The 22772-nt window shown below is 71.6% G+C and carries 22 protein-coding genes and 1 pseudogene; 14 read left to right on the forward strand and 9 right to left on the reverse strand.

Annotated elements, in window-relative coordinates; all coding sequences use genetic code 11:
• Nucleotides 1–5: 5 nt before the first annotated feature.
• The 7 genes from EDD54_RS19685 to EDD54_RS19715 form a co-directional block, all read right to left on the reverse strand.
• Nucleotides 6–767: an enoyl-CoA hydratase gene (locus EDD54_RS19685; RefSeq protein WP_126538899.1), complete on the reverse strand. Its 762-nt coding sequence runs from the start codon at nt 765–767 to the stop codon at nt 6–8.
• A 24-nt stretch (nt 768–791) separates the two neighbouring features.
• Nucleotides 792–2417 (reverse strand): acyl-CoA synthetase, encoded by a 1626-nt coding sequence (locus EDD54_RS19690; protein ID WP_126538897.1) that lies wholly within the window; start codon nt 2415–2417, stop codon nt 792–794.
• 187 nt (nt 2418–2604) lie between these two features.
• On the reverse strand, nt 2605–6264 hold the full coding sequence (locus tag EDD54_RS19695) for an efflux RND transporter permease subunit (RefSeq protein ID WP_208112240.1): 3660 nt from the start codon (nt 6262–6264) through the stop codon (nt 2605–2607).
• Nucleotides 6261–7457, reverse strand: a complete 1197-nt coding sequence (locus EDD54_RS19700) for an efflux RND transporter periplasmic adaptor subunit (RefSeq protein WP_126538895.1) — start codon at nt 7455–7457, stop codon at nt 6261–6263. Before EDD54_RS19700 ends, EDD54_RS19695 begins: the two co-directional genes overlap by 4 nt.
• 50 nt (nt 7458–7507) lie before the next feature.
• The gene (locus EDD54_RS19705; RefSeq protein WP_126538893.1) at nt 7508–8158 is read right to left on the reverse strand and encodes a TetR/AcrR family transcriptional regulator; all 651 of its coding nucleotides are present in this window, start codon (nt 8156–8158) and stop codon (nt 7508–7510) included.
• A 194-nt stretch (nt 8159–8352) separates the two neighbouring features.
• Entirely contained in the window at nt 8353–8544 is a 192-nt protein-coding gene (locus EDD54_RS19710; RefSeq protein WP_126538891.1) for a hypothetical protein, read from the reverse strand.
• Nucleotides 8545–8824: 280 nt separating this feature from the next.
• On the reverse strand, nt 8825–9331 hold the full coding sequence (locus tag EDD54_RS19715) for a DUF1097 domain-containing protein (RefSeq protein WP_126538889.1): 507 nt from the start codon (nt 9329–9331) through the stop codon (nt 8825–8827).
• Between the two features lie 424 nt (nt 9332–9755).
• Here EDD54_RS19715 and EDD54_RS19720 point away from each other — a divergent pair, with 424 nt between their 5' ends.
• The 10 genes from EDD54_RS19720 (at nt 9756) to EDD54_RS19765 (ending at nt 18452) form a co-directional block, all read left to right on the forward strand.
• Complete coding sequence (locus EDD54_RS19720) at nt 9756–11099, forward strand: globin-coupled sensor protein (RefSeq protein ID WP_165644571.1); 1344 nt, start codon at nt 9756–9758, stop codon at nt 11097–11099.
• Nucleotides 11100–11279: 180 nt separating this feature from the next.
• Entirely contained in the window at nt 11280–12935 is a 1656-nt protein-coding gene (gene ettA / locus EDD54_RS19725) for an energy-dependent translational throttle protein EttA (protein ID WP_126538885.1), read from the forward strand.
• Nucleotides 12936–13310: 375 nt separating this feature from the next.
• Entirely contained in the window at nt 13311–13769 is a 459-nt protein-coding gene (locus tag EDD54_RS19730) for a cupredoxin domain-containing protein (protein WP_126538884.1), read from the forward strand.
• Nucleotides 13770–13843: 74 nt separating this feature from the next.
• Nucleotides 13844–14092: a PepSY domain-containing protein gene (locus EDD54_RS19735; RefSeq protein ID WP_126538882.1), complete on the forward strand. Its 249-nt coding sequence runs from the start codon at nt 13844–13846 to the stop codon at nt 14090–14092.
• Between the two features lie 179 nt (nt 14093–14271).
• The gene (tam, locus tag EDD54_RS19740; protein WP_126538881.1) at nt 14272–15036 is read left to right on the forward strand and encodes a trans-aconitate 2-methyltransferase; all 765 of its coding nucleotides are present in this window, start codon (nt 14272–14274) and stop codon (nt 15034–15036) included.
• A 16-nt stretch (nt 15037–15052) separates the two neighbouring features.
• Complete coding sequence (locus EDD54_RS19745) at nt 15053–15346, forward strand: hypothetical protein (RefSeq protein WP_126538879.1); 294 nt, start codon at nt 15053–15055, stop codon at nt 15344–15346.
• 88 nt (nt 15347–15434) lie between these two features.
• Nucleotides 15435–15941 (forward strand): cytochrome b, encoded by a 507-nt coding sequence (locus EDD54_RS19750; RefSeq protein ID WP_126538878.1) that lies wholly within the window; start codon nt 15435–15437, stop codon nt 15939–15941.
• Nucleotides 15942–15971: 30 nt separating this feature from the next.
• On the forward strand, nt 15972–16655 hold the full coding sequence (locus EDD54_RS19755; RefSeq protein WP_126538876.1) for an SDR family oxidoreductase: 684 nt from the start codon (nt 15972–15974) through the stop codon (nt 16653–16655).
• Nucleotides 16649–17254, forward strand: coding sequence for an MOSC domain-containing protein (locus EDD54_RS19760; protein WP_166653471.1), 606 nt, complete (start codon nt 16649–16651; stop codon nt 17252–17254). Before EDD54_RS19755 ends, EDD54_RS19760 begins: the two co-directional genes overlap by 7 nt.
• A 187-nt stretch (nt 17255–17441) precedes the next feature.
• Entirely contained in the window at nt 17442–18452 is a 1011-nt protein-coding gene (locus EDD54_RS19765; protein WP_165645056.1) for a DUF2336 domain-containing protein, read from the forward strand.
• A gap of 73 nt (nt 18453–18525) precedes the next feature.
• On the opposite strand, the gene EDD54_RS19770 is transcribed toward EDD54_RS19765, so the two are convergent.
• Both EDD54_RS19770 and EDD54_RS19775 read right to left on the reverse strand, forming a co-directional pair.
• Nucleotides 18526–18963, reverse strand: a complete 438-nt coding sequence (locus EDD54_RS19770) for a carboxymuconolactone decarboxylase family protein (RefSeq protein WP_126538873.1) — start codon at nt 18961–18963, stop codon at nt 18526–18528.
• Nucleotides 18854–19327, reverse strand: a complete 474-nt coding sequence (locus tag EDD54_RS19775; protein ID WP_126538872.1) for a MerR family transcriptional regulator — start codon at nt 19325–19327, stop codon at nt 18854–18856. The genes EDD54_RS19770 and EDD54_RS19775 overlap by 110 nt, the downstream gene beginning before the upstream one ends.
• A 144-nt stretch (nt 19328–19471) precedes the next feature.
• Here EDD54_RS19775 and EDD54_RS19780 point away from each other — a divergent pair, with 144 nt between their 5' ends.
• The 4 genes and pseudogenes from EDD54_RS19780 to EDD54_RS19795 all read left to right on the forward strand — a co-directional run bounded on the left by EDD54_RS19780 (nt 19472) and on the right by EDD54_RS19795 (nt 22772).
• A complete protein-coding gene (locus EDD54_RS19780) occupies nt 19472–20467 on the forward strand; it encodes an ArsR/SmtB family transcription factor (protein WP_126538871.1) in 996 nt (331 codons plus the stop codon).
• 39 nt (nt 20468–20506) lie between these two features.
• Nucleotides 20507–21415: a methylenetetrahydrofolate reductase [NAD(P)H] gene (gene metF, locus EDD54_RS19785; RefSeq protein WP_126538869.1), complete on the forward strand. Its 909-nt coding sequence runs from the start codon at nt 20507–20509 to the stop codon at nt 21413–21415.
• Between the two features lie 36 nt (nt 21416–21451).
• Nucleotides 21452–22504, forward strand: a pseudogene (locus EDD54_RS19790) (homocysteine S-methyltransferase family protein); the annotation flags it as partial.
• A 52-nt stretch (nt 22505–22556) separates the two neighbouring features.
• The gene (locus tag EDD54_RS19795; RefSeq protein ID WP_126538867.1) at nt 22557–22772 is read left to right on the forward strand and encodes a hypothetical protein; all 216 of its coding nucleotides are present in this window, start codon (nt 22557–22559) and stop codon (nt 22770–22772) included.

Genomic DNA, 22772 nt, shown 5'->3' on the forward strand with positions numbered 1-22772 from the left:
AGGTCTCACCGCTTGGCGACGAAGGCGTCGATCAGCACCTTGGTGTCGGGATCGCCGAGGTTGGCGGCCATGCGCTCGCCGGCGAGGGCGTAAGCCTCGTCGAGGTCGCATTCCAGCTGGCGGTAGAACAGGTCCTTGCCGAGGCCGATCGCGGCGGGGAGCTTGGCGGCGATCGCGGCCGCGGCCTCGGCGACGACGGCGTCGAGCCGATCGGCCGGGACGGCGGCGTTGACGAGGCCGATCTCGGCGGCCCGGGTCGCCGGGATCAGCCGGCCGGTCAGGAGCAGTTCGAGCGCCCGCTTCGGCGCCACCGCCCGCGACAGCGCCACCGACGGGGTCGAGCAGAACAGCCCGAGGTCGATGCCGTTGACGCCGAATTTCGCACCCTCGACCGCATAGGCGAGGTCGGCGGTCGCGACCAGCTGGCAGCCGGCGGCGACGGCGGCGCCCTGGACGCGGGCGATCACCGGCTTGACCCGGCGCACCGTCGCCATCATCCGCGAGCAGCGCGCGAACAGGGCGGCGTAGCGGGCCTCGTCGTCGTGGGCGCGCATCTCGGCGAGGTCGTGGCCGGCACAGAAGATCCGGCCGCGGGCGGCGAGCACGATCACCCGCACGTCGGGATCGGCGTCGGCGGCGAGCAGGGCGTCCTCGAGGGCGTCCATCATCGCCGCCGACAGCACGTTGGCCTTGTCGGGCCGGTTCAGCGTCAGCGTGGCGACGCCGTCGGCGGCGCTCGCCAGCACGAGGGCGTCGTCACCCGTCATGGCTCTCGTCTCCCGAGCTCGGCGTCAGCCCTTGAACTGGTCGCGCAGGCGGAACTTCTGGATCTTGCCGGTCGAGGTGCGCGGCAGCTCCGAGAAGACGACGTGGCGCGGCGCCTTGTAGTGGGCGAGGTGCTGGCGGCACCACGCGATCAGCTCCTCGGCGGTCGCTTCCGCGCCGGGGCGCAGTTCGACGAAGGCGCAGGGCGTCTCGCCCCACTTCTCGTCGGGCTTGGCGACCACGGCGGCGTTGGCGACGGCGGGGTGCTTGTAGAGCACGTCCTCGACCTCGATCGAGGAGATGTTCTCGCCGCCGGAGATGATGATGTCCTTGGAACGGTCCTTGAGCTGGACGTAGCCGTCGGGGTGCATGACGCCGAGGTCGCCCGAGTGGAACCAGCCTCCGGCGAAGGCCTCGGCGGTCGCCTTGGGGTTCTTGAGATAGCCGCGCATCACCACGTTGCCGCGGAACATCACCTCGCCGATGGTGGCGCCGTCGCGCGGGACCGGCTGCATCGTCTCGGGATCGATGACGTCGAGGCCGGCGAGCACGGTGTAGCGCACGCCCTGGCGCGCCTTCTTGGCCGCCCATTCGGCGGCGCCGAGCGCGTCCCAGTCGGCCTGCCACTCGTTGACCACGGCCGGGCCGTAGGTCTCGGTCAGGCCGTAGAGGTGGGTGACGGCGAAGCCGGCGGCCTTCATGGCGGCGAGCACCGCCTCCGGCGGCGGCGCGGCGGCGGTGAAGAAGGTGATCGCCCGCTCGACCGGCCGCTTCTCGCTCTCCTTGGCGTTGAGGATGATCGACATCACGATCGGCGCGCCGGACATGTGGGTGACGCCGTGGTCTGCGATGGCGTCGTAGATCGGCGCGGCGCGGACCTGGCGCAGGCAGACGTGGGTGCCGGCCACCACCGACACCGACCATGGGAAGCACCAGCCGTTGCAGTGGAACATCGGCAGGGTCCAGAGATAGACCGCGCCGTTCTGCATGCCCGAGGTCAGCACGTTGCCCATCGCGAGCAGGTAGGCGCCGCGGTGGTGGTAGACGACGCCCTTCGGGTTCGAGGTGGTGCCGGAAGTGTAGTTCAGGCTGATCGCGTCCCACTCGTCGAGCGGGAACTCGGACGTGTAGGCCTCGTCGCCCTCGGCGATCAGGGCCTCGTAGTCGAGGGTGCCGAGGCTGTCGCCGGTCTGAGGGAATTCGGGATCGTCGTAGTCGATCACCAGCGGACGGACGCGGGAAAGGGCGAGGGCGTCGGCCATCACCTTGGAGAACTCGCGGTCGGTGATCAGCACCTTCGCCTCGCCGTGGTCGAGGATGAAGGCGAGGGTGGCGGCGTCGAGGCGGGTGTTGAGCGTGTTGAGCACCGCCCCGCACATCGGCACGCCGTAGTGCGCCTCGATCATCGCGGGGGTGTTGGCGAGCATGACGGCGACGGTGTCGCCGCGGCCGATGCCGCGGGCGGCGAGCGCCGAGCCGAGCCGGTGCGAACGGGCGCGCAGCTCGGCATAGGTCTCGCGGGCGTTGCCGTGCACGATGGCGACGCGGTCGGGGAAGACGTCGGCGGCGCGCTCCAGGAAGGCGAGCGGGGTCAGCTGCTGGAAGTTGGCCGGGTTCTTGTCGAGATCGACGTCGTAGATCGTGCTTGCCATCGAAGGGGTCTCCCGCGGGCGTTTCCCGCCCGTCCTCGACCGGAGATTTGCCGACCGGGCGCCCCGGTGTCCAGCGCGACTTCCGTCGCCCGGAAACGGAAACCCCGCCGACCCGGGAGGGCGCGACGGGGTCGGGTTCTGTCAGGGATCATCCGGGCCGCCGTCTCGCGGTGGCCCGGACGCGGGATCATTCGGCGGCCATCGGCAGCTCGCGCGGGTCGCTGCGCTCGTCGCCGGCGCGGCGCGGGCCGATCGGCACCACGACGGCCGGGGTCGGCACGGCGGCGGCCGCGGGGGGCGCGGCGGCCGGAGCGGGCTCCGCTTCCGCCTGCCGGACCTCTGCGGCGGGCGGAGCGGCCGGGGCCTCCTCGTCGTCGTCGGGGTCCGCGTGGTGCGGCGGGGCGTCGGCGAGGATGACCGCGTCGTGATTCGGCGCGACGCCCTCCTCGTCGCGGACGTTCGGCCGGGCGACGAGGCGGAACAGCCAGGCCACGAAGCGGCTCATGTAGTCCATGATCACGTAGACCGACGGGATGAACACCAGCGACAGCACGGTCGAGACCAGGAGGCCGCCGATCACCGCGATCGCCATCGGCGCGCGGAACTCGCCGCCCTGGCCGACGCCGTAGGCGGCCGGCAGCATGCCGGCGGCCATGGCGATCGTGGTCATCACGATCGGCCGGGCGCGCTTGCGGCCGGCGTCGACCATGGCCTCGATCTGGTCGAGGCCGTGGCGCTCGCGCTCGACCGCGAAGTCGACCAGCATGATCGCGTTCTTTGTGACGATGCCCATCAGCATCAGGATGCCGATGATCACCGGCATCGACAGCGCGTTGTCGGTGATCAGCAGCGCCGCCACCACGCCGCCGACCGAGAGCGGCAGCGAGGCGAGGATTGTGAGCGGCTGGAACACGCTGTTGAACAGCAGGATCAGCACCACGAACACCATCATGATGCCCGACGCCATGGCGACGGCGAAGCCGGAGAACACCTCGGCCTGGATCTCGGCGTCGCCGGTCTCCTGCAGGCGGACGCCGGCGGGCAGGTTCTTCACCGCCGGCAGCGCCATGATCTTCTCGATGCCCTGGCCGGTGGTCCAGCCCGGCGCCATGTCGGTGCCGACCTTGACCAGCCGCTCGCGGTCGTAGCGCTCGATGGTCGACGGGCCGTCGCCGAAGCGGACGTCGGCGACCGCGGTCAGCGGCACGGCGGTGCCCGAGGCGGTCGGCACCATCAGCGCCGACAGGGTGGCGAGGTCTCCGCGCGCGCCGTCGGCGAGCTCGACCCGGATCGGGATCTGGCGGTCGCCCACGGTGAACTTGGCGAGGTTGCCGTCGAGGTCGCCGATGGTGGCGACGCGGATCGTCTGCGAGATCGCCTCGGTGGAGACGCCGAGGTCGGCGGCGACGTCGGTCTTCGGCGCGATCCGGATCTCGGGCCGGGCGAAAGAGGCGAGGGCGGCCGGGTTGGAGAACATCGGCTCGCGGCGCATCTCCGCCTCGAGGTCGCTCGCCGCCTTGGCGACGGCGTCGCCGTCGCGGCCGAGCACGCCGACGGTGGCCTCGCGGTCGCCGCGCTCGTTGACGAAGTAGGTGCGGATGTCGGGCATGTCCGCCAGCACGTCCTGGATGACGAGCTGCATCGTCTTCTGGGTGCGGGTGCGCTCGGTCTTCGGCACCAGATTGACGATGACGGCGGCGCGGCGCGTCTCGAGCGTGCCGGTCGGCGAGGTGCCGCCCATCACGAACACCGACTTGACCTCCGGCAGCTTGCGCAGCGCGTCGGTGATGCGGTCGGTGACGGCGGTGGTCTCCTCGAGCGGCGCGCCGGGCGGCAGCTCGACCGAGGTGACGATGCGGGACTCGTCGACGTTCGGGATGAAGCCGGTCGGCAGGTACTTGGTCGCGTCCATGGCGACCATGAAGATCCAGATGCCGCCGACGATGGTCACCACCGGCATCACCGGCAGGTGGATCCGGCGCCGGTGGCCGTCGGCGCGGCGCCCGGCCGGGATGCGGGCGTGCCAGAGGGTGAGCTTGAGGAGGCCGGTGTAGACCTTCATCACCGGGCCGTCGTGGTGCTCCTCCGGGTGCGGCCGGCCGAGCCAGGCGCGGAAGAAGGCGATGGCGAGCGCGACCGCGCCGGCGACCGCGGCCCAGCGCGAGACGTCGCCGGCGAGCAGCCATTCCGCGCCGTCGCGGGCGAGCGCGCGGACCTTGCCCTCGCCGACGTACCAGCCGTGGGTCGCGCCCCACCAGAAGGCGGCGACGAGCAGCGCCGCGATCGGGATCGACGTCGTCAGCTTGCGGGCGAAGAAGCGCACGAAGCCCGGATAGAGCCGGCGGCCGTCGCTGCCGTCGCCGAGCCAAGGCGAGCGCATGAAGAAGGCCGCCATCAGCGGCGTGATCAGGCGTGCGACCAAGAGCGAGAAGAACACCGCCACCGCGACCGTCAGGCCGAACTGCTTGAAATACTGACCGGCGACGCCGCCCATGAAACTGACCGGCGCGAAGATCGCGATGATCGTCACCGAGATCGCGATCACCGCGAGGCCGATCTCGTCGGCCGCCTCCAGCGCGGCCCGGTAGGGCTTCTTGCCGTTGCGGATGTGGCGGACGATGTTCTCGATCTCGACGATGGCGTCGTCGACCAGGATGCCGGTGACGAGGGTGATGCCGAGCAGGCTGATGAGGTTCAGCGAGAAGCCGAGCGCCGACAGCGCCCAGAAGGTCGGGATCGCCGACAGCGGCAGCGCCACGGCGGCGATGGCGGTGGCGCGGACGTCGCGCAGGAACAGGAGCACCACGATGACGGCGAGCAGGGCACCCTCGACGAGGGTGTCCATGGCGCTCTCGTAGTTGCCGTAGGTGTAGACCACGCTGTCGTCGATGCGGGTCATCGCGACGTCGGGATATTGCGCCTCGAGCTCTTGGACGCGGGTGCGCACCACGTCGGACACCGAGGCGTCGCTGGCGCCCTTGGCGCGGTAGATCGCGAAGGCGACCACCGGGCGGCCGTCGAGGCGGGCGTAGGACTTCGGCTCCTCCCACTTGTCCTCGACGGTGCCGAGTTCCGACAGCCGGACCTGCCGGCCGTCGCCGAGCGCGATCCGGGTGTCGGCGAGGTCCTGCAGCGACTTCGCGGCGGCGAGGGTGCGGATCGCCTGATCGAGGCCGCCGAGCTCGCCCTTGCCGCCGGAAAGGTCGACGCTGGTGGCGCGCAGCTGCTCGTTGACGGCGGCGGCGGTGGTGCCGAGCGCCATCAGCCGGTCGGGATCGAGGCGGACCTGGATCTCGCGCTTGACGCCGCCCATGCGCTCGACGCGGCCGACGCCCTTGAGGCCCTGGAGTTCGCGGATGACGACGTCGTCGACGAACCAGGACAGCTCCTCCGGCGTCTTGGCCGGCGAGGCCGCGGCATAGGTGATGATCGCCTGACCCTCGACGTCGATGCGCTCGACGATCGGCTCCTCGATCGTGCGCGGCAGGTCGCCGCGGATCTTGGCGATGGCGTCCTTGACGTCGTTGAGGGCGCGGTCGGTGTCGATCTCGAGGCGGAACTCGACCGCCGTGGTCGAGGCGCCGTCGGTGATCGTCGAGGTGACGTGCTTGACGCCGGTGAGGCCGGAGATCGAGTCCTCGACCTTCTTGGTCACCTGCGTCTCGAGCTCGGACGGCGCCGACCCGCTGTCCGTGATCGTCACCGCGATGACGGGGACGTCGATGTTCGGGAACTTGGTGATCGGCAGGTTGAGGAACGACCATACGCCCATCGCCATCAGGACGACGAACAGCAGGATCGGCGGGACCGGGTTGCGGATCGCCCAGGCGGAGAAGTTCCAGTTCATCCCTTCGCTCCCTCGCCCGCGCCGCGCACCGGCGAGACGGCGTCGCCGTCGCGCAGGAAGGTGCCCGAGCGCGCCACCACGTCCTCGCCCACCGCGAGACCCGACACGATCTCGACGAGACCGCCACCCGAAAGCCCGGTCTTCACCGGCCGCGTCTCGACCTTGCCGTCCTTCACCACCTGCACCGCCGTCGTGTCGGCGGACGTCAGCACCGCGCCGGCCGGCAGCACGACGCCGCGGACGCGCGCGAGTTCGACCGTGCCGCGCGCGAAGGCGCCGACCCGGAGCGCCGCCGAAGCCGGCAGCGACACCCGGACCTTGCCGAGCCGCGTGGTGGCGTTCACCTCGGGCGCGACGAGGCGGATGGTGCCGGCGACGGCGGTCTCGGCGCCAGCCGGCAGCACCGCGACGGCCTGGCCGGGCCGCATCCGCGCGAGTACGGCGTCGGTGACGTCGGCGTCGAGCTCGATCTCGCCGTTCTCGGCGAGGCGGAACAGCGCGCCGGACTGGCCGGAGACGACGGCGCCAATCCGCGCCGTGCGGGCGAGCACGAGGCCGCCCTTCGGGGTGCGGACCTCGGTGCGGTCGCGCTGCAGCTCGAGGGTGCGGCGCTGCGCGGCCGTGACGGCTCGGGCCGCCTCGGCGGCGGCGAGGCCCTGCTCGGCGGCGGCGAGGCGGGCGTTCGCGGCATCGGCGGTGGCGACGCGCTGGTCGAGGGTGTCGCGCGAGGCGACGCCCTTGTCGGTGAGGGTGCGGGTGCGCTCGAGGGCGGCGGCGGCCTGGACCGCGCTCGCCTTCGCCTCGGCGATCTGGCTGCGCGCCTGCGCGATCGCGGCGTCGGCGGAGGCGAGCTGCGAGCCGTTCTCGGCGAGCGAGATGTCGATCCGGTCGGTGGCGAGGCGGGCGAGCACGGCGCCGGCGGCGACGGTGTCGCCCTCGTCGGCGAGGATCTCCTCGATGCGCAGGCCGTCGACGTCGGCGGCGACCTGGATCTCCTCGCGGGCGATCAGCGTGCCGGTGACGATGACGGTCGAGACCACCTCGCCGTCGGCGGCGGCGACGACGCTCACCACCGGCGGCTTGGCGGGCGCCGCCGTGGCGGCCGGTTCCTCGGCGCGCGCCGGTGCGCCGATGGCGACGGGCGCGGCGAGCGCAGCGAGGAGGAGGAGGGACGGGCGGGACATCGGCGGCATGCGGTCGGTCTCGTTCGGGCGGGTGGCGCGCGGCGGCGGCGCGGGTCGGGTCACGGCGTTGCGGGTCGGGTCGGCGCGGGCAGGAGGGCCGCGGCGATCCGGCGGAGATGGGGTTCGACGGCCTCGGTGGTCAGGTCGGGCTCGAGGCCCATGCGCAGCACGAGACCGTCGGTGACGGCGAACATCACTTGCAGGGTCCGGGCCACGTCGACGTCGGGCGCGATCTCGCCGGTCTCGATCCCGGCGGCGACGACGGCGGCGAGCGCGGCGCGCACGACCGCCTCGTTGCGGCCGAACAGGTCGCCGACGGCGGAGTTGCGCAGGCTCTCGGCGGAGATCTCCAGCATCAGGGCGCGCGACCCGGGCCGGTGCATCAGATCGAGATAGGCGAGCGCGCCGGCGACGAGGCGATCGACCAGCGGGCCGTCGCCGTGGACGAGGTCGAGCACGCCGAGGCAGCGGGCGCGCTCGTCCTCGGCGATCGCCTCGACGATGACGTGCTTGGACGGGAAGTAGCGGTAGAGCGCGCCCGGGCTCATCCGCGCCTCGGCGCAGATGCGCTGCATCGAGGCGCCGTGGAAGCCGCTCTCGGCGAAGCACGTCCGCGCCGCGTCGAGGATGCGCGCGCGGCGCGCCTCCTGCGGCGAGGCCTCGTCGAGGTCGCCGTCGACCGGGACGGCAGCGGGGGACGCGTCGAGCATGGGCCTGGACGGAACGAGAGCGAACGTTCGTTCTCATCCGCCACGCCGCCGCCGCCGTCAAGCGCGCGTGCACCGCGAAGAGGGCCCGGACACGAACATGTCATCGACATGCTCGAGGAGTCGTCAACGACGGCTTCCGCGCGGAACTCCACGCCCGCGCGGGGACGGCCGCCCCAGGCGTTCGGCGCGCCCGCTCAGGCGTCGTGAGCCGACGGGCCGCAGCGCCAACGGCTGATCTGCCACTTCGGATGGGTGCCGATCCACTCGGCGACGGCGAACTGGCCGGAGCGGGCACAGGTCATCAGCGAGCCCTCGAAGGGCAGCCGCTCCTTCTTGCAATCGCCCGGCTGGGTCAGCAGGCACACGGTCATGACGAGTTCGATCATGGTGAGTCCTTCGCATGTGCGAGATGCGCTTTCGCACATGCACAGCGAAGGCCACGAAAACCGCTCGATCCATGCCGATCGGTCAATGCTGCAATGCAAAACGTGCCGCCGTCGGGCGCACGGCGGGTTCAAATCGGACAAAATGTCGACGAGAGCGCGTATCGGGCGGATGTCGTTACGGTGCCGTCCCAGCGCCGCCTGCGCCACGCTGCCTGCCGGATGGGCGGTCGGCCCGAAAAACGGGCGGCCGGATCGCGGTGCGACCCGGCCGCCGGACGGTTCACTTGGCGAGCGCGCCGGCGACCTTGCCGGAGACGTAGCCGAACAGGCTGCCGATGATCATCGACAGCGAGATCGTCACGAACGGGCTGCTGCCCGGCGCCAGCGACGTCAGGGCGTCGAGCTTGTTGGCGAGCAGCGCGAAGCCGGCCGTCGAGGCGTAGCCGTAGACCGCCGACGGGATCTGCGCGAACACCGGCAGATGGGCGCCGGCGATCATCACGAACACCGTGACGCCGACCCAGACCGCGGCGGTGACCGGCAGTTCGCCGATGCCGACGTTGGTGACGAGGATCAGCGCCACCGTGGCGCACAGCGAACCCCAGATGTGGGCGGGAATGTTGGTCTTCAGCGCGGCCTCGCCGCCGCCGGAATGGAAGAAGGCCGCCCAGGCGATGAAGGCCGCCCAGATCTGCAGGCCGAGGCCCCCGGCGGGGCCGAGGAAGAGATAGGTCGCGACGGCGCCGAGAACGCCGATCACGACCGCGAGCGCGGTCACGAGATTCATGTTGTCCTCCCTCTCGAAGCACGGGTGGCCGTCGTCACCCGCCCAAAGGTCCGCGCCGCCGTTGTCCGGCTCGTCGTCTTCGGACCCGGCGGGCTCCCCCTGTCTCGGCCGCCCCGTGTCGATCGTCAGACTATGGTCGTAGACCGATGCTGTCACCTGCCGCGTCTGCGGCCTTTTTGCGCGTTTCCGCGGCGGCCGGCCGATCGCCGGCGACGGGGACGTCACGATTCGTGCCGGCCGGTGCGGTACGTCGACGTCCTCTGTCCGGCACCGGATCGGTCGCGTCATTAGTCTAAGTATTGGTGCGATAAGTTATTGCCACCACTGCGGTGAAGCATACAATTTCCGCGATCTCTTCAGGGTCCGTTTACGGGTGGTGCCTAGGATCGTAGCAATGTTCAGGACCGGGTCGGGGTGGGATGAAATGTCGGACGGGTCTTCCATACTAAAGCATCAGGACCACGCGGCGCTCTACGGCATCGACGACACGTTGCGCCAGGATCTCGCGACGGCCTGGACGTTGATCGAACCGAAGCTCGGCCCCATCCTCGACACCTTCTACGACCGCTGGGAACGGATCCCCAAGCTCGCCGCCCTGATCGCCGGCCGGCGCCAGCACCTGATCGACGCCCAGCGCAAGCACTGGTCCGGCCTGTTCTCGGGCCGCTTCGACACCGCCTATTTCGAGAGCGGCAACCGCATCGGCCTGACCCACCTGCGCATCGGCCTCGAGCCGCACTGGTACATCGCCGGCTACAACGACGTGCTCGCCAAGATGGTGGCCGTGCTCGGCGAGGCCAACCGCCTGCGCGGCCGCCGGCTCGCCCGGCTGGTGCGCGCGGTGCAGACCGCGGTGATGGTCGACCTCGACGTCTCGATCTCGGTCTACGGCGACACCTACGTCGAGCGCCTGCGCGAGCGCCAGGAGCGCACCCAGGAGGCGATCACGGATTTCGACGGCGTGGTCAAGGGTCTGCTCGGCACCATCCGCGACGCCGCCGACGGCCTCGGCGGCACCGCCGGCTCGCTCAACCACCAGTCCGAGAAGGCGACCGTGCGTACCGAGGAGGTCCGCACGCAGCAGCGCCGCGCCGCCGACGGCCTCGGCGCCACCGCCGCCGCCACCGAGGAGCTCTACGCCTCGATCGGCGAGATCGGCCGGCAGGCGGTCGCCTCGCAGTCGGTCGCCGACCGCGCGGTCGACGGCGCCCGCCGCACCTCCGAGACCATCTCCGGCCTCGCCGACGCCTCCGAGCGGATCTCTTCGGTGATCCAGCTGATCTCCGACATCGCCGGTCAGACCAACCTGCTCGCCCTCAACGCGACGATCGAGGCCGCCCGCGCCGGCGAGGCCGGCAAGGGCTTCGCGGTCGTGGCGCAGGAGGTCAAGGTGCTCGCCGGCCAGACCTCCAAGGCGACCGAGGACATCACCCGCCAGATCTCGGCGATCCAGGAGGCGACCCGGGCCAGCGTCGTCGCGATCCAGGGCATCACCGAGACGATCGACGAGGTCGCCCGCATCGGCGCGGCGATCGCCGCCGCGGTCGAGGAACAGGGCGCGGCGACCCGCGAGATCTCCTCCAACGTCCAGGGCATCGCCGAATCGAGCGCCCACATCGAGGGCGCCCTCGGCGAGGTCCACCGCGACGCCGGCGAGACCCAGAAGGCCGCCGGCGACGTCTCCACCCTCGCCGACGCCCTCTCCGGCCACGCCGGCACGCTGGAAGCCAGCGTCGGCGACTTCTTCCGCAAGGTCGCCGCGGGCTGAGGCGCGGCACGGGACATGGTGTGCGACGAGCCCGCGGCCCGAGGGGACGCGGGCTCGACGTGTTTGGGCCGCGCGGCGACACCCCGCCGCCGGCCGCCTTTCCGCTTCCCTCCCGTCCGCCCCCGCGATAGAACACGCGCCACGCGATCAGCCCCCTTTTCATCGGACCGGATCCACGCCATGGCGCGCGAATTCATCTACTACATGCACGGCCTCACCAAGTCCTACGGTGGCGGCAAGAAGGTGCTCGACAACATCCACCTGCAGTTCTACCCGGACGCCAAGATCGGCGTGCTCGGTCCGAACGGCTCGGGCAAGTCGACGCTGCTCCGCATCATGGCCGGGATGGACAAGGAGTTCACGGGCGAGGCCTGGCTCGCCAAGGGCGCGACCGTCGGCTACCTCGCCCAGGAGCCGCAGCTCGATCCGACCAAGGACGTGCTCGGCAACGTCATGGACGGCGTCGCCAAGGACAAGGCGCTGATCGACAAGTACAACGAGCTGATGATGGACTACTCGGAGGAGAACGCCGAGAAGGCCGCCAAGCTGCAGGACGAGATCGACGCCAAGAACCTCTGGGATCTCGACTCGAAGGTCGAGATGGCGATGGACGCCCTGCGCTGCCCGCCCGGCGACGCCGACGTCACCAAGCTCTCGGGCGGCGAGCGCCGCCGCGTCGCGCTCTGCCGGCTGCTGCTCGAGGCGCCCGACCTGATCCTGCTCGACGAGCCGACCAACCATCTCGACGCCGAATCGGTGGCGTGGCTGGAAAAGCACCTGCGCGAGTTCCCGGGCGCGGTGCTGATCATCACCCACGATCGCTACTTCCTCGACAACGTCACCGGCTGGATCCTGGAACTCGACCGCGGCCGCGGCATCCCCTACGAGGGCAACTACTCGGCCTATCTCGAGAAGAAGGCCAAGCGCCTGCAGCAGGAGGGCCGCGAGGAGGCCGCCCGCGAGCGGGCGCTGTCGCGCGAGCGCGAGTGGATCGCGGCGAGCCCGAAGGCCCGGCAGGCCAAGTCCAAGGCGCGCATCAAGAGCTACGACGAACTGCTCAAGCGCAACGACGAGCGCCAGACCGTCGGCACCGCGCAGATCGTCATCCCGCCGGGCCCGCGGCTCGGCGACGTGGTGCTCGAGGTCGACAACCTCTCCAAGGGCTACGGCGACCGGCTGCTGATCGACGACCTGTCGTTCAAGCTGCCGCCCGGCGGCATCGTCGGCATCATCGGCCCGAACGGCGCCGGCAAGACCACGCTGTTCCGCATGATCACCGGCCAGGAGAAGCCCGATGCCGGCTCCTTCCGCCTCGGCGACACGGTGCAGCTCGGCTACGTCGACCAGAGCCGCGACGCGCTCGATCCCAACAAGACCGTGTGGGAGGAGATCTCCGGCGGCCTCGACGTGATCACGCTCGGCAAGAAGGACGTCAACTCGCGCGCCTACTGCTCCGCCTTCAACTTCAAGGGCGGCGACCAGCAGCAGAAGGTCGGCTCGCTCTCGGGCGGCCAGCGCAACCGGGTGCATCTGGCCAAGATGCTGAAGAGCGGCGCCAACGTCCTCTTGCTCGACGAGCCCACCAACGACCTCGACACCGAGACGCTCGGCGCCCTCGAGGACGCGCTGGAGGATTTCGCCGGCTGCGCGGTGGTCATCAGCCACGACCGCATGTTCCTCGACCGCCTCGCCACCCACATCCTCGCCTTCGAGGGCGACAGCCACGTCGAGTGGTTCGAGGGCAACTTCGAGGCCTACGAGGAGGACAAGAAGCGCCGCCTCGGCGCCGATGCGGTCAACCCGCGCCGGATCAAGTACAAGCCGCTGACGCGCTGAGACCTGCGGCGCGGGCGATCTTCGGACAGGGGCGGGCGGTCCGGCGGGCCGCCCGCCTTTTTGTCGCAGGGCCGGGCGATTTCTCCCGGTCGCGCCGGGAAACCGCGGCAATCCGGGCGACCGGGAAGACGGGGCGGCGATACCCGGGAAGAAGTCCCCAATTCTTACCGGCGTGAAATTCTCCTTTGGCAAAGTCTTACCAAGCCGTAATTTGACCGGGCGTCGACGCCCGTGGATCGATCGGTGTCGACGTGAGGGGCGCGGCGGGTCCGGGAGGGCCGTCGCGGCCCGCGGTCCGGCGGCGCGGAAGAGGCGCGCCGCCACCGTCCCGTCCGCGGGGCGGGACGGACCGTTTGGCAGCCAGGGAGGAACGAGATGAGGAAGACGACGCTCGCGCTGGCGCTCGCCGCCTGTGCCTTCGCCGGCACGGCGACCGCCGCGCCGCTCTGCGACGGGGCCAAGCTCGGCTTCGCCGGCCTGCTCGCCAAGTGCAACCGCGGCGAACCGATCAAGCTGACGCTGGCGGCGGGCCAGCCGCTCTACGAGGGCACGCAGCCGGTCAAGCTGCAGTCCGGAGCGTATTACGAGATCCAGATCACCGCCGACGGCTCGCAGGAACTGGCGATCACCGGGCCGGAGTTCCTGCGCGCGATCTGGATGAACGAGATCGTCATCTCCGACATCGAGGTGCGGCCGATGGCGGTGGACTCGCTCGAGTTCGACGCCGCCGGCACCGCCAAGCTGTCGTTCATCGCCATCAAGCCGGGCTCCTACGACCTGCACATCCCCGGCACCCACGGCGAGACCCAGAAGGTCACCCTGCAGATCCAGTGACGCAGGCTCCGTACCGCCGAGAAGCGACGACCGGGTGGGTGGGCGACCCGACAACGAGGGAGGAAACGGGATCCATGCTGAAGGCTGCTCTCATCGCCGGCGCGCTCGCGCTGCTGCCGACCGCCGTCATGGCCGAGGAGGTCCCCGCGGACACCGTCGGCAAGATCCAGGCGATGCTCAAGGACATGCAGTGCGAGGTCGCGCCGGAGAACATCGAGGCCGACGAGGCCGGCTTCGAGCTCGACGACGTCTTCTGCGCCGACGGCCAGTACGACATGGACCTCGACAAGGACCTGAAGGTCGTGAACAAGAAGAAGGAGTGACCGGCCGGACGGGCCGTCACGCCGAGACTTCGGAAGGGCGCGTCCTGGTCGGGCGCGCCCTTCGTCCGTTCAAGGGGGGGGGCGAGGCGGCTTGCGGGCCGCCGCGCCGAGGCCTATCGACGGGGCTCGCGGCGCGGCCGACCGGGGGCGGGCGGCGCCGGCCGACGCGGAGCTTCGCCATGTCCGACTGGTCGCCGTCCACCTATCTCGCCTTCGAGGACGAACGCACGCGCCCGGCGCGCGACCTGCTCGCCCAGGTGCCCCACGCCGCCCCATCCCGGGTGGTCGACGTCGGCTGCGGGCCGGGCAACTCGACCGAACTCCTCGCCCGGCGCTGGCCGGGCGCGGCGGTGAGCGGGATCGACAGTTCGGCGGCGATGCTGGCGGCGGCGCGGCAGAGGCTGCCCGACCTCGCCTTCGACGAGGCCGACGCTGCGACCTGGACGCCGGCGGCGCCGCCCGACGTGATCTTCGCCAACGCGGTGTTCCAGTGGGTGCCGGACCATCTCGCCGTGCTGGTCCGCCTCGCCGGACTGCTCGCCGAGGGCGGGGCGCTGGCGGTGCAGATGCCCGACAACCTCGCCGAGCCGACCCACGTCGCCATGCGCGACGCCGCCGCGGCGATGCCCTTCGCGGAGAAGCTCGCCGGCGCCGCCCGTCCGCCGCTGCCGCCGGTCGCGGCCTATTACGACGCGCTGCGGCCGCTGGTCCGCCGGCTCGACATCTGGCACACGGTCTACAACCATCCGCTCGGCGGCCCCGACGCGGTGGTCGAGTGGGTGAGCGGCACCGGCCTCCGGCCCTATCTCGACCCCCTCGACGAGGACGAGCGCAAGGCGTATCTCGCCGACTACCGGGCGCGGATCGCGGCCTGCCATCCGCTGCGCGCGGACGGCCGGGTGCTGCTCCGCTTCCCGCGCCTGTTCGTCGTCGCGATCCGCTGAGGGAGCCGCCCCGTCCATGTCCGAACCCGCCGCATCCACCGCGGTCACCGTCACGCTGACGCGCGAGGAGGCGCTGGTGCTGCACGAGTGGCTCGCCCGCGTCGTCGACGACGAGAACGCCGACGGCATCGCCGAGACCGTCGAGGACGACGCCGAGGTCTGGGCGCTGAACGCGGTCTACGTCGCGCTCGAGGCCGAACTCGCCGAGCCCTACGCCGAGGGCTTCGACAAGGCGCTGAAGGCGGCCCGTCGCGCGATCGTGACCCGCGCCGGCCGCTGGCCCTGGGACGCCGGCGACGGCGAGGCTTGAAGACGGCGGCCGGACCTGATCTCATCCCGGGAAAAGCTCCCGCGGCGACATGATGTCGCCGGAAGGGACGGGGTGGAGGGAACCTTCGATGGAATACGAAGCCGAGCGTCCGACGGGCTACACGGGCATCCAGATCGCGCTGCACTGGGTGATCGCCGCGCTGGTGCTGTTCCAACTGGTGTTCGGCGAGGACATGGGCGGGGCGTTCCGCGCGGTCCGCAACGGCGAGCCTTTGGATGCGGCGCAGGGGCTCTCGGCCGACCTGCACATCTGGATCGGCGTCGCGATCCTGGTGCTCGCGGCGATCCGGCTCGTCACCCGCCTCGGCTACGGCGCCCCGCCGCCGCCCGCCGGCTCGACGGCGCTGCAGGCGCGGCTCGCCGACGGGATGCACTGGCTGTTCTACGTGCTGCTGTTCACCGTGCCGGTGTCCGGCCTCGTGGCGTGGTACGTGACGCCGGCGGCCGGCGAGATCCACGAGCTCTGCAAGCCGGCCTTCATCGTGCTGATCGTCGGCCACGCCGCGGCGGCGCTCTATCACCAGTTCGTCGTCCGCGACGGCGTGCTCAGGCGGATGCTGGCGCCGAGCCGCTGAGCGGACGGGGCCGAGGACGAGAGGAACGGCATGGCGACCTGGGTGGTGACCGGCGGCGGCCGCGGGATCGGACGCGGCCTCGTCGAGCGTCTGCTCGCCGAGGGCGAGAACGTGGTGGCGACGGTGCGCGAGCCGACCGTGCTCGCCGGCCTCGTCGCCGCCAGCGACGGCCGGCTGAAGGTGATCGCCCTCGACGTCGCCGATCCCGCGGCGGTGGCCCGGCTCGGCGAACTCGTCGAGGGGCCGGTCGACGTGCTCGTCAACAACGCCGGCGTGCTCATGGAGCGCAACGCCGACACACTGGCGCCCGAACTCGACTGGGGCGTGTTCGAGAAGAGCTTCCGGGTCAACGCGATCGCGCCGCTGTTCGTGACGCGGGCGCTCCTGCCGAAGCTGCGCCGTCCCGGCGGCAAGATCCTGATGATCTCGAGCCGGATGGGCTCGCTCGCCGAGGACAAGTCCGACACCACCGCCTACCGCGCGTCAAAGGCGGCGCTCAACCGGATCGCCCGCGGCCTCGCGCGCGACCTCGAACCCGCCGGGATCGCGGTGCTGACGATGCACCCGGGCTGGGTCCGCACCGACATGGGCGGCCCGGGGGCCGCGGTGTCGACCGCCGAGAGCGTGTCGGGGCTGATCGCGCGGGTGCGGGCGCTCGACATCGGCTCGACCGGCCGCTTCCTCGACCATACCGGCGACCCGCTGTCGTGGTGACCGGGGACCTGTTCGGTACGCCGGAACCGGAGATCGTGCCCGGCCGCAAGCTGGCGGCGCGGCTCGAGGCCGTGCTGATCGCCGACGGCGACGGCTTCGCGACCCGGCCGGTCGACCGGTTCGACCTCACCCTCGAGGGCATCGCCGGCGACCACCACGCCGGCCACGTCCGCCGCGCCGGCGGGCGCGAGCCGTGGTATCCGCGCGGCACGGCGATCCGCTCGGGCCGGCAGGTCTCGATCGTGTCGGCCGAGGACCTCGCCGAGGTCGCGGCGGCGCTCGGGCTGGCCGCGGTGCCGCCGGAGGCGATCGGCGCGAACATGGTGCTGTCGGGCGTCGCGCGGCTGTCGTTCCTGCCGGCGGGCAGCCGGCTGTTCCTCGCCGGCGGCGCGGCGCTGGTGGTGGAGGCTCAGAACGCGCCCTGCCGCGACGCCGGTGCGGCGCTGGCGCGCGCCCTCGGCAGGCCGGAGCTCGAGACGGCGTTCGCCAAGGCCGCGGCGCGGCGCCGCGGTCTGGTGGCGAGCGTGGAGCGCGCGGGGGCCGCGGAGGCCGGAACGGCGGTCTCGGTCCGTGTGCCGGCACAGTGGATCTGGCGTTGAGGATCCACGGATTTTCCGGCGTGGAGAACCGCTAAAATTTGCACGTCCCGTGCAACGGAATCTGGAAGCGCCTTCGCTAACGTACGTTCATCGTATCCGATTTCCCGGGCGCGCCATGATCGAAACCAACCTCGTGGACTTCCGAAGCCTCGCTCAGGACCCGTCGGCGAGCCGGCGGAACGAGCTGATGAAGGGGGTCGCTTCCCTGTTCGCCTTCGCCTCCGAGCGATGCACCCTGGAGCAGATCGAGATCTACGACGAGGTCCTCGGCCGTCTCGCCGACATGGTCGAGACCGAGGCCCGCGCCTTCGCCGCCGAGAAGATCGCGCCGCTGCGCCGCGCCCCGGAAGGGGTGGTGCGCCGCTTCGCCCGCGACAGCGAGATCACCGTCGCCGGTCCGGTGCTGACCAAGTCGCCGGTGCTGTCCGACCGCGACCTGATCGCGGTGGCCGGCGCCCACGGCAACGACCATCTCGCCGCCATCGCCGCGCGCTCCAACCTCTCCGAGATCGTCACCGACATGGTGGTCGAGCGCGGCGACAGCCGGGTGCGCCGCACGGTGGCGCAGAACACCGGCGCTCGCATCGGCGACCGCGCGCTCGACCTGCTGGTCCGGCAGGCCATGACCGACCTCGAGACCGCCACCGCCCTCGGCGACCACCCGGACACCCCGGACACGGTGATCGGGCGCCTCGTCGACCACGCCGAGCAGGAGGTGCGCCGGGCGCTCTCCGGCCGCGGCATGAAGGCGGCCGAACAGGGCCTGTCCGAGGCGGCGCGCCGCGCCGGCGAGCGGCTGACCAACAGCTACTGGATCGGCCAGTACGACTTCGAGACCGCCTGGGAGAAGCTGATGCAGCAGGGCGGCTCGCGGGTCGCCAGCGAGGCGCTGCTCTGCCAGTACGCCATCGAGGACCGCTTCGCCGACGTGGTCGCCGTGTTCGCGGTGCTCGCCGACATCGACCTCGAGGAGGCCAAGCACTGGCTGGTGCGCGTCGACACCGAGCCCTTCGTGGTGATCGCCAAGGCGCTCGGCCTGCGCTTCACGACCGTGCAGGCGATGCTGAAGGTCGGCCCGTGGAAGCACCGGCTCGCCAACGAACAGCGCGGTCAGGCGCTGAACCAGTACCAGCAGATGGAACCGCGCTTCGCCCGCGCCCGCATCGCCGCCTGGCGGCAGACGCGGCTGGCGGTGTGAGGGACCTTTCCCGCGCAAGCGACGACGGCCCCGCGAGCTGCTCGCGGGGCCGTTGCGTTCTTGGGCGAGGGCGTCAGGCCGCGGTGGCGCGCTCGGCGAAGACACGCTTGGCAGCGAACAGGCCGTTGAGCGCGGCGGGGAAGCCGGCGTAGACGGCCATCTGCATCAGCACCTCGACGATCTCCTCGCGGGTGAGCCCGACGTTCAGCCCGGCGTGGACATGGACCTCGAGCTGCGGCGTCGCGTTGCCGAGGGCGGCGAGCGCCGCGATCGTCGCGATCTCGCGGTCGCGCAGCGACAGGCCGGGGCGGTCGTAGATGTCGCCGAACGGGAACTCGAGCAGGTAGGTCGCGAAGTCGGGCGCGACGTCGGCGAGGGCGTCGACGACGCGGCGGCCGGCGTCACCGTCGATCGCCGCGAGCGCGCGGCGGCCGCGTTCGAGCCGGCTGGTCGCGGGCGCGTCCGTTTCCGGGGTGGTCGTCGCGGGCGTGGTCCGTCGGGTCTGCGTCATGGTCGGCGATCCCTTGTTCGGCGTCGGCGTAGCCGGCGATCTTGCCGTCGAGGACGAGGAGGCAGGCCGTGAGATCGGCGACATGGGCGCGGACCCGCTCGCGGTGGGCCTCGAGCAGGGCCCGCCGTTCGGCGCCGGTGTGCGCGCCGAGGGCGCGGAGTTCGGCGTAGCGGACCATCTCCCGGATCGGCATGCCGGTCGTCCGGAGACGGCCGACGAAGTCGATCCAGGCGAGGATGGCGGCGTCGTAGTCCCGCCGCCGGCCGCCGTCGCGGTCGGCGAGGGGCAGCAGCCCGATCCGCTCGTAGTAGCGCAGGGTGTGGGCCGAAAGGCCCGTGCGCCGCGCGAGTTCGCCGATCTTCATGAGGGCCTCGATCCCGTCGTGACGCCCGGCAAGCTACGAGTTCGAGCGCACTCGAAGTCAAGACGGATTCGAAGGGGCGGGGGAGGCGCGCCTTCGGGCTTGCGCAGGGTGCCAAAGAGGCATAAAGATATCTTTATGTCCAGAATGCCGTTCGCTACCGCCGCCCTCGACGACGTCGTCACCGCGCTGAAGGCCGCGGGCGAGCCGACGCGCCTGCGCCTGATGGCGCTGCTGGCGGCCGGCGAGGCGACCGTGAAGGACCTGACCGACGTGCTGGCGCAGAGCCAGCCGCGGGTGTCGCGGCACCTCAAGCTGCTCTCGGAGGCCGGCATCGTCGATCGCCTGCCCGAGGGCGCCTGGGCCTACTACCGCCTCGCCGAGGACGGCGCCGGCGCCGCGACGGCCCGCGCCGTGCTGGCGCGGATCGACCCGGCCGACCCGGTGCTCGCCCGCGACCGCCAGCGCTTCGAGGCCGTGCGCGCCGCCCACGCCGCCGAGGCGCAGCGCTATTTCGCCGCCAACGCCGCCTCCTGGGACCGGCTGCGCTCGCTGCACGTCGCCGACACCGCGGTCGAGGCCGCGATCCGCCGTGCCCTCGGCGCCCGGCCGATCCGCGCCCTGCTCGACATCGGCACCGGCACCGGGCGGATCCTGACCCTGCTCGCCGATCGCTACGACCGCGCCGTCGGCATCGACATGAGCCACGACATGCTCTCGGTGGCGCGCGCCAACCTCGCGGCCGCCGGCATCGACCACGCTCACGTGCGCCAGGGCGACGTCTCGGCGCTGTCGGTCGGCACCGGCCAGTTCGATCTGGTGGTGATCCACCAGGTCCTGCACTATCTGGACGATCCGGCCCGCGCGATCCGCGAGGCGAGCCGGGCCGTCGCGCCGGGCGGCCGGCTGCTGGTGGTCGACTTCGCGCCGCACGATCTCGAGTTCCTGCGCGCCGAGCACGCCCACCGCCGCCTCGGCTTCTCGCACGAGCAGATGCGCGGCTGGATCGAGGCGGCCGGCCTCGAGCCGCGCGAGACGGTGGATCTTCCGCCCGGCGCGGACGGCGACCGCCTGACCGTGACGCTGTGGACCGCCGCCGACCGCCGCATCGAGATCGCCGGCGACCTGCCGAGGACCGCCTGAGGCGGCCAGAGAAGAAAAGACAACGAGGACGTATCCCCCATGCGCCAGAGCCACAACCTCGCCGACCTCGACATCGGCGTCTCCTTCGAGTTCTTCCCGCCGAAGACCGAAAAGATGGAGGAGAACCTGTGGGTTGCGATCGAGCGGCTCGCCCCGCTCGGGCCGCGCTTCGTCTCGGTGACCTACGGCGCCGGCGGCTCGACGCGCGAGCGCACCCACGCCACCGTCGCCCGGATCGTCCGCGAGACCGCGCTGAAGCCGGCGGCGCACCTGACCTGCGTCGACGCCAGCCGCGCCGAGGTCGACGAGGTCGTGCGCGGCTACTGGTCGGCGGGCGTGCGCCACGTGGTGGCGCTGCGCGGCGACCCGGTCGGCGGCGTCGGTGCCCGCTACGTGCCGCATCCCGACGGCTACGCCTCGACGCCCGAACTGATCGCCGGCATCCGCGCGATCGGCGACTTCGAGATCTCGGTGTCGGCCTATCCGGAGAAGCACCCGGAGAGCCCGGACGTGCCGGCCGACATCCAGATCCTGAAGCGCAAGGTCGAGGCCGGCGCGAGCCGCGCCATCGCCCAGTTCTGCTTCGACAACGACGTGTTCGAGCGCTACGTCGACCGCGTCCGCGCCGCCGGCATCGACGTGCCGATCGTGCCGGGCATCGTGCCGGTGGTGAACTTCACCCAGACGGCAGGCTTCGCCCGCCGGGCCGGCGCCAGCGTGCCGGCGTGGCTCGCCGAGCGCTTCGAGGGTCTCGAGGACGACCCCGTGACCCGCCAGCTCGTCGCCGCCGCGGTCTGCGCCGAGCAGGTCATGGACCTGATCGACCGCGGCTATCGCGAGTTCCACTTCTACACCATGAACCGGGCCGATCTCGTCTACGCCGTCTGCCACATGCTGGGTCTGCGCCCGAAGCGGCCGAAGCCGGCCGCCGGCGCCGAAGCCGCCTGACCCGGTCGACCCGACACCCCTGCCACGGAGCCCGCCATGAGCCGTCCCCTCTCGCCCACCGAGGCCCAGCTGCGCCGGATCGCGGAGAGCCGCATCCTGGTGATCGACGGCGCCATGGGCACCATGATCCAGCGCCACCGCCTGACCGAGGCCGACTTCCGCGGCGCGCGCTTCGCCGACCACCCGCGCGACCTCAAGGGCAACAACGACCTCCTGTCGATCACCCGGCCCGACGTGATCGCCGGCATCCACCGGCAGTATCTCGAGGCCGGCGCCGACATCGTGGAGACAAACACCTTCTCCTCGACCACCATCGCCCAGGCCGACTACGGCCTGGAGGCGCTCGCCTACGAGCTCAACCTCGAGAGCGCCCGCGTCGCCAAGGCGGCCTGCCGCGAGGTCGAGGCGCGCGACCCGTCGCGGCCGCGCTTCGTCGCCGGCGCGATCGGTCCGACCAACCGCACCGCCTCGATCTCGCCCGACGTCAACAATCCCGGCTACCGCGCCGTCGGCTTCGACGACCTCCGGATCGCCTATGCCGAGGCCGCCCGCGGCCTGATCGACGGCGGCGCGGACATCATCCTGATCGAGACGGTGTTCGACACGCTGAACGCCAAGGCGGCGCTGTTCGCCGTCGAGGAGGTGTTCGAGGAGAAGGGCGTGCGGCTGCCGGTGTCGGTGTCCGGCACCATCACCGACCTCTCCGGCCGCACCCTGTCGGGCCAGACCGCCGAAGCGTTCTGGTACTCGGTGCGCCACGGCGAGCTGTTCTCGATCGGCCTCAACTGCGCGCTCGGCGCCAAGGAGATGCGCGCCCACGTCGCCGACCTCGCCCGCCTCGCCGACACGCTGGTCTGCGCCTATCCGAACGCGGGCCTGCCCAACGAGTTCGGCGAATACGACGAGAGCCCCGCGGCGATGGCGGCCCTGGTCGGCGAATTCGCCCGCGCCGGCCTCGTCAACATCGTCGGCGGCTGCTGCGGCACCACGCCGGACCACATCGCCGCGATCGCGCGGGCGGTCGAGGGCGTCGCGCCGCGGCCGATCCCGACGGTCGAGCGGCGGATGCGGCTCGCCGGATTGGAGCCGGCGGTGATCGCGGCGTGATGTATGATCCGGCGTGCGGAGCCAGGAGCGGACCATGACCCACAGACACGATCCCGAGCCCGGTGCGGCCGTGCGGCCTCCCTACGGGTCGAACGTCGAGCTTCCCGCCGGCTCCGCCGAGGAGCGGCAGGCGGCGTGGGAGCGCCTTCGCGAGTTCATGCTCGATCCGCCGCCGCCGGGTCCCGGCGCCTGCGCGCCGGGCGACTACGGTACGCGCGCGGAATGGTACGACGACGAGAGCGTCCAGTAG

The organism is Oharaeibacter diazotrophicus, from assembly GCF_004362745.1.
GTDB lineage: Bacteria > Pseudomonadota > Alphaproteobacteria > Rhizobiales > Pleomorphomonadaceae > Oharaeibacter > Oharaeibacter diazotrophicus.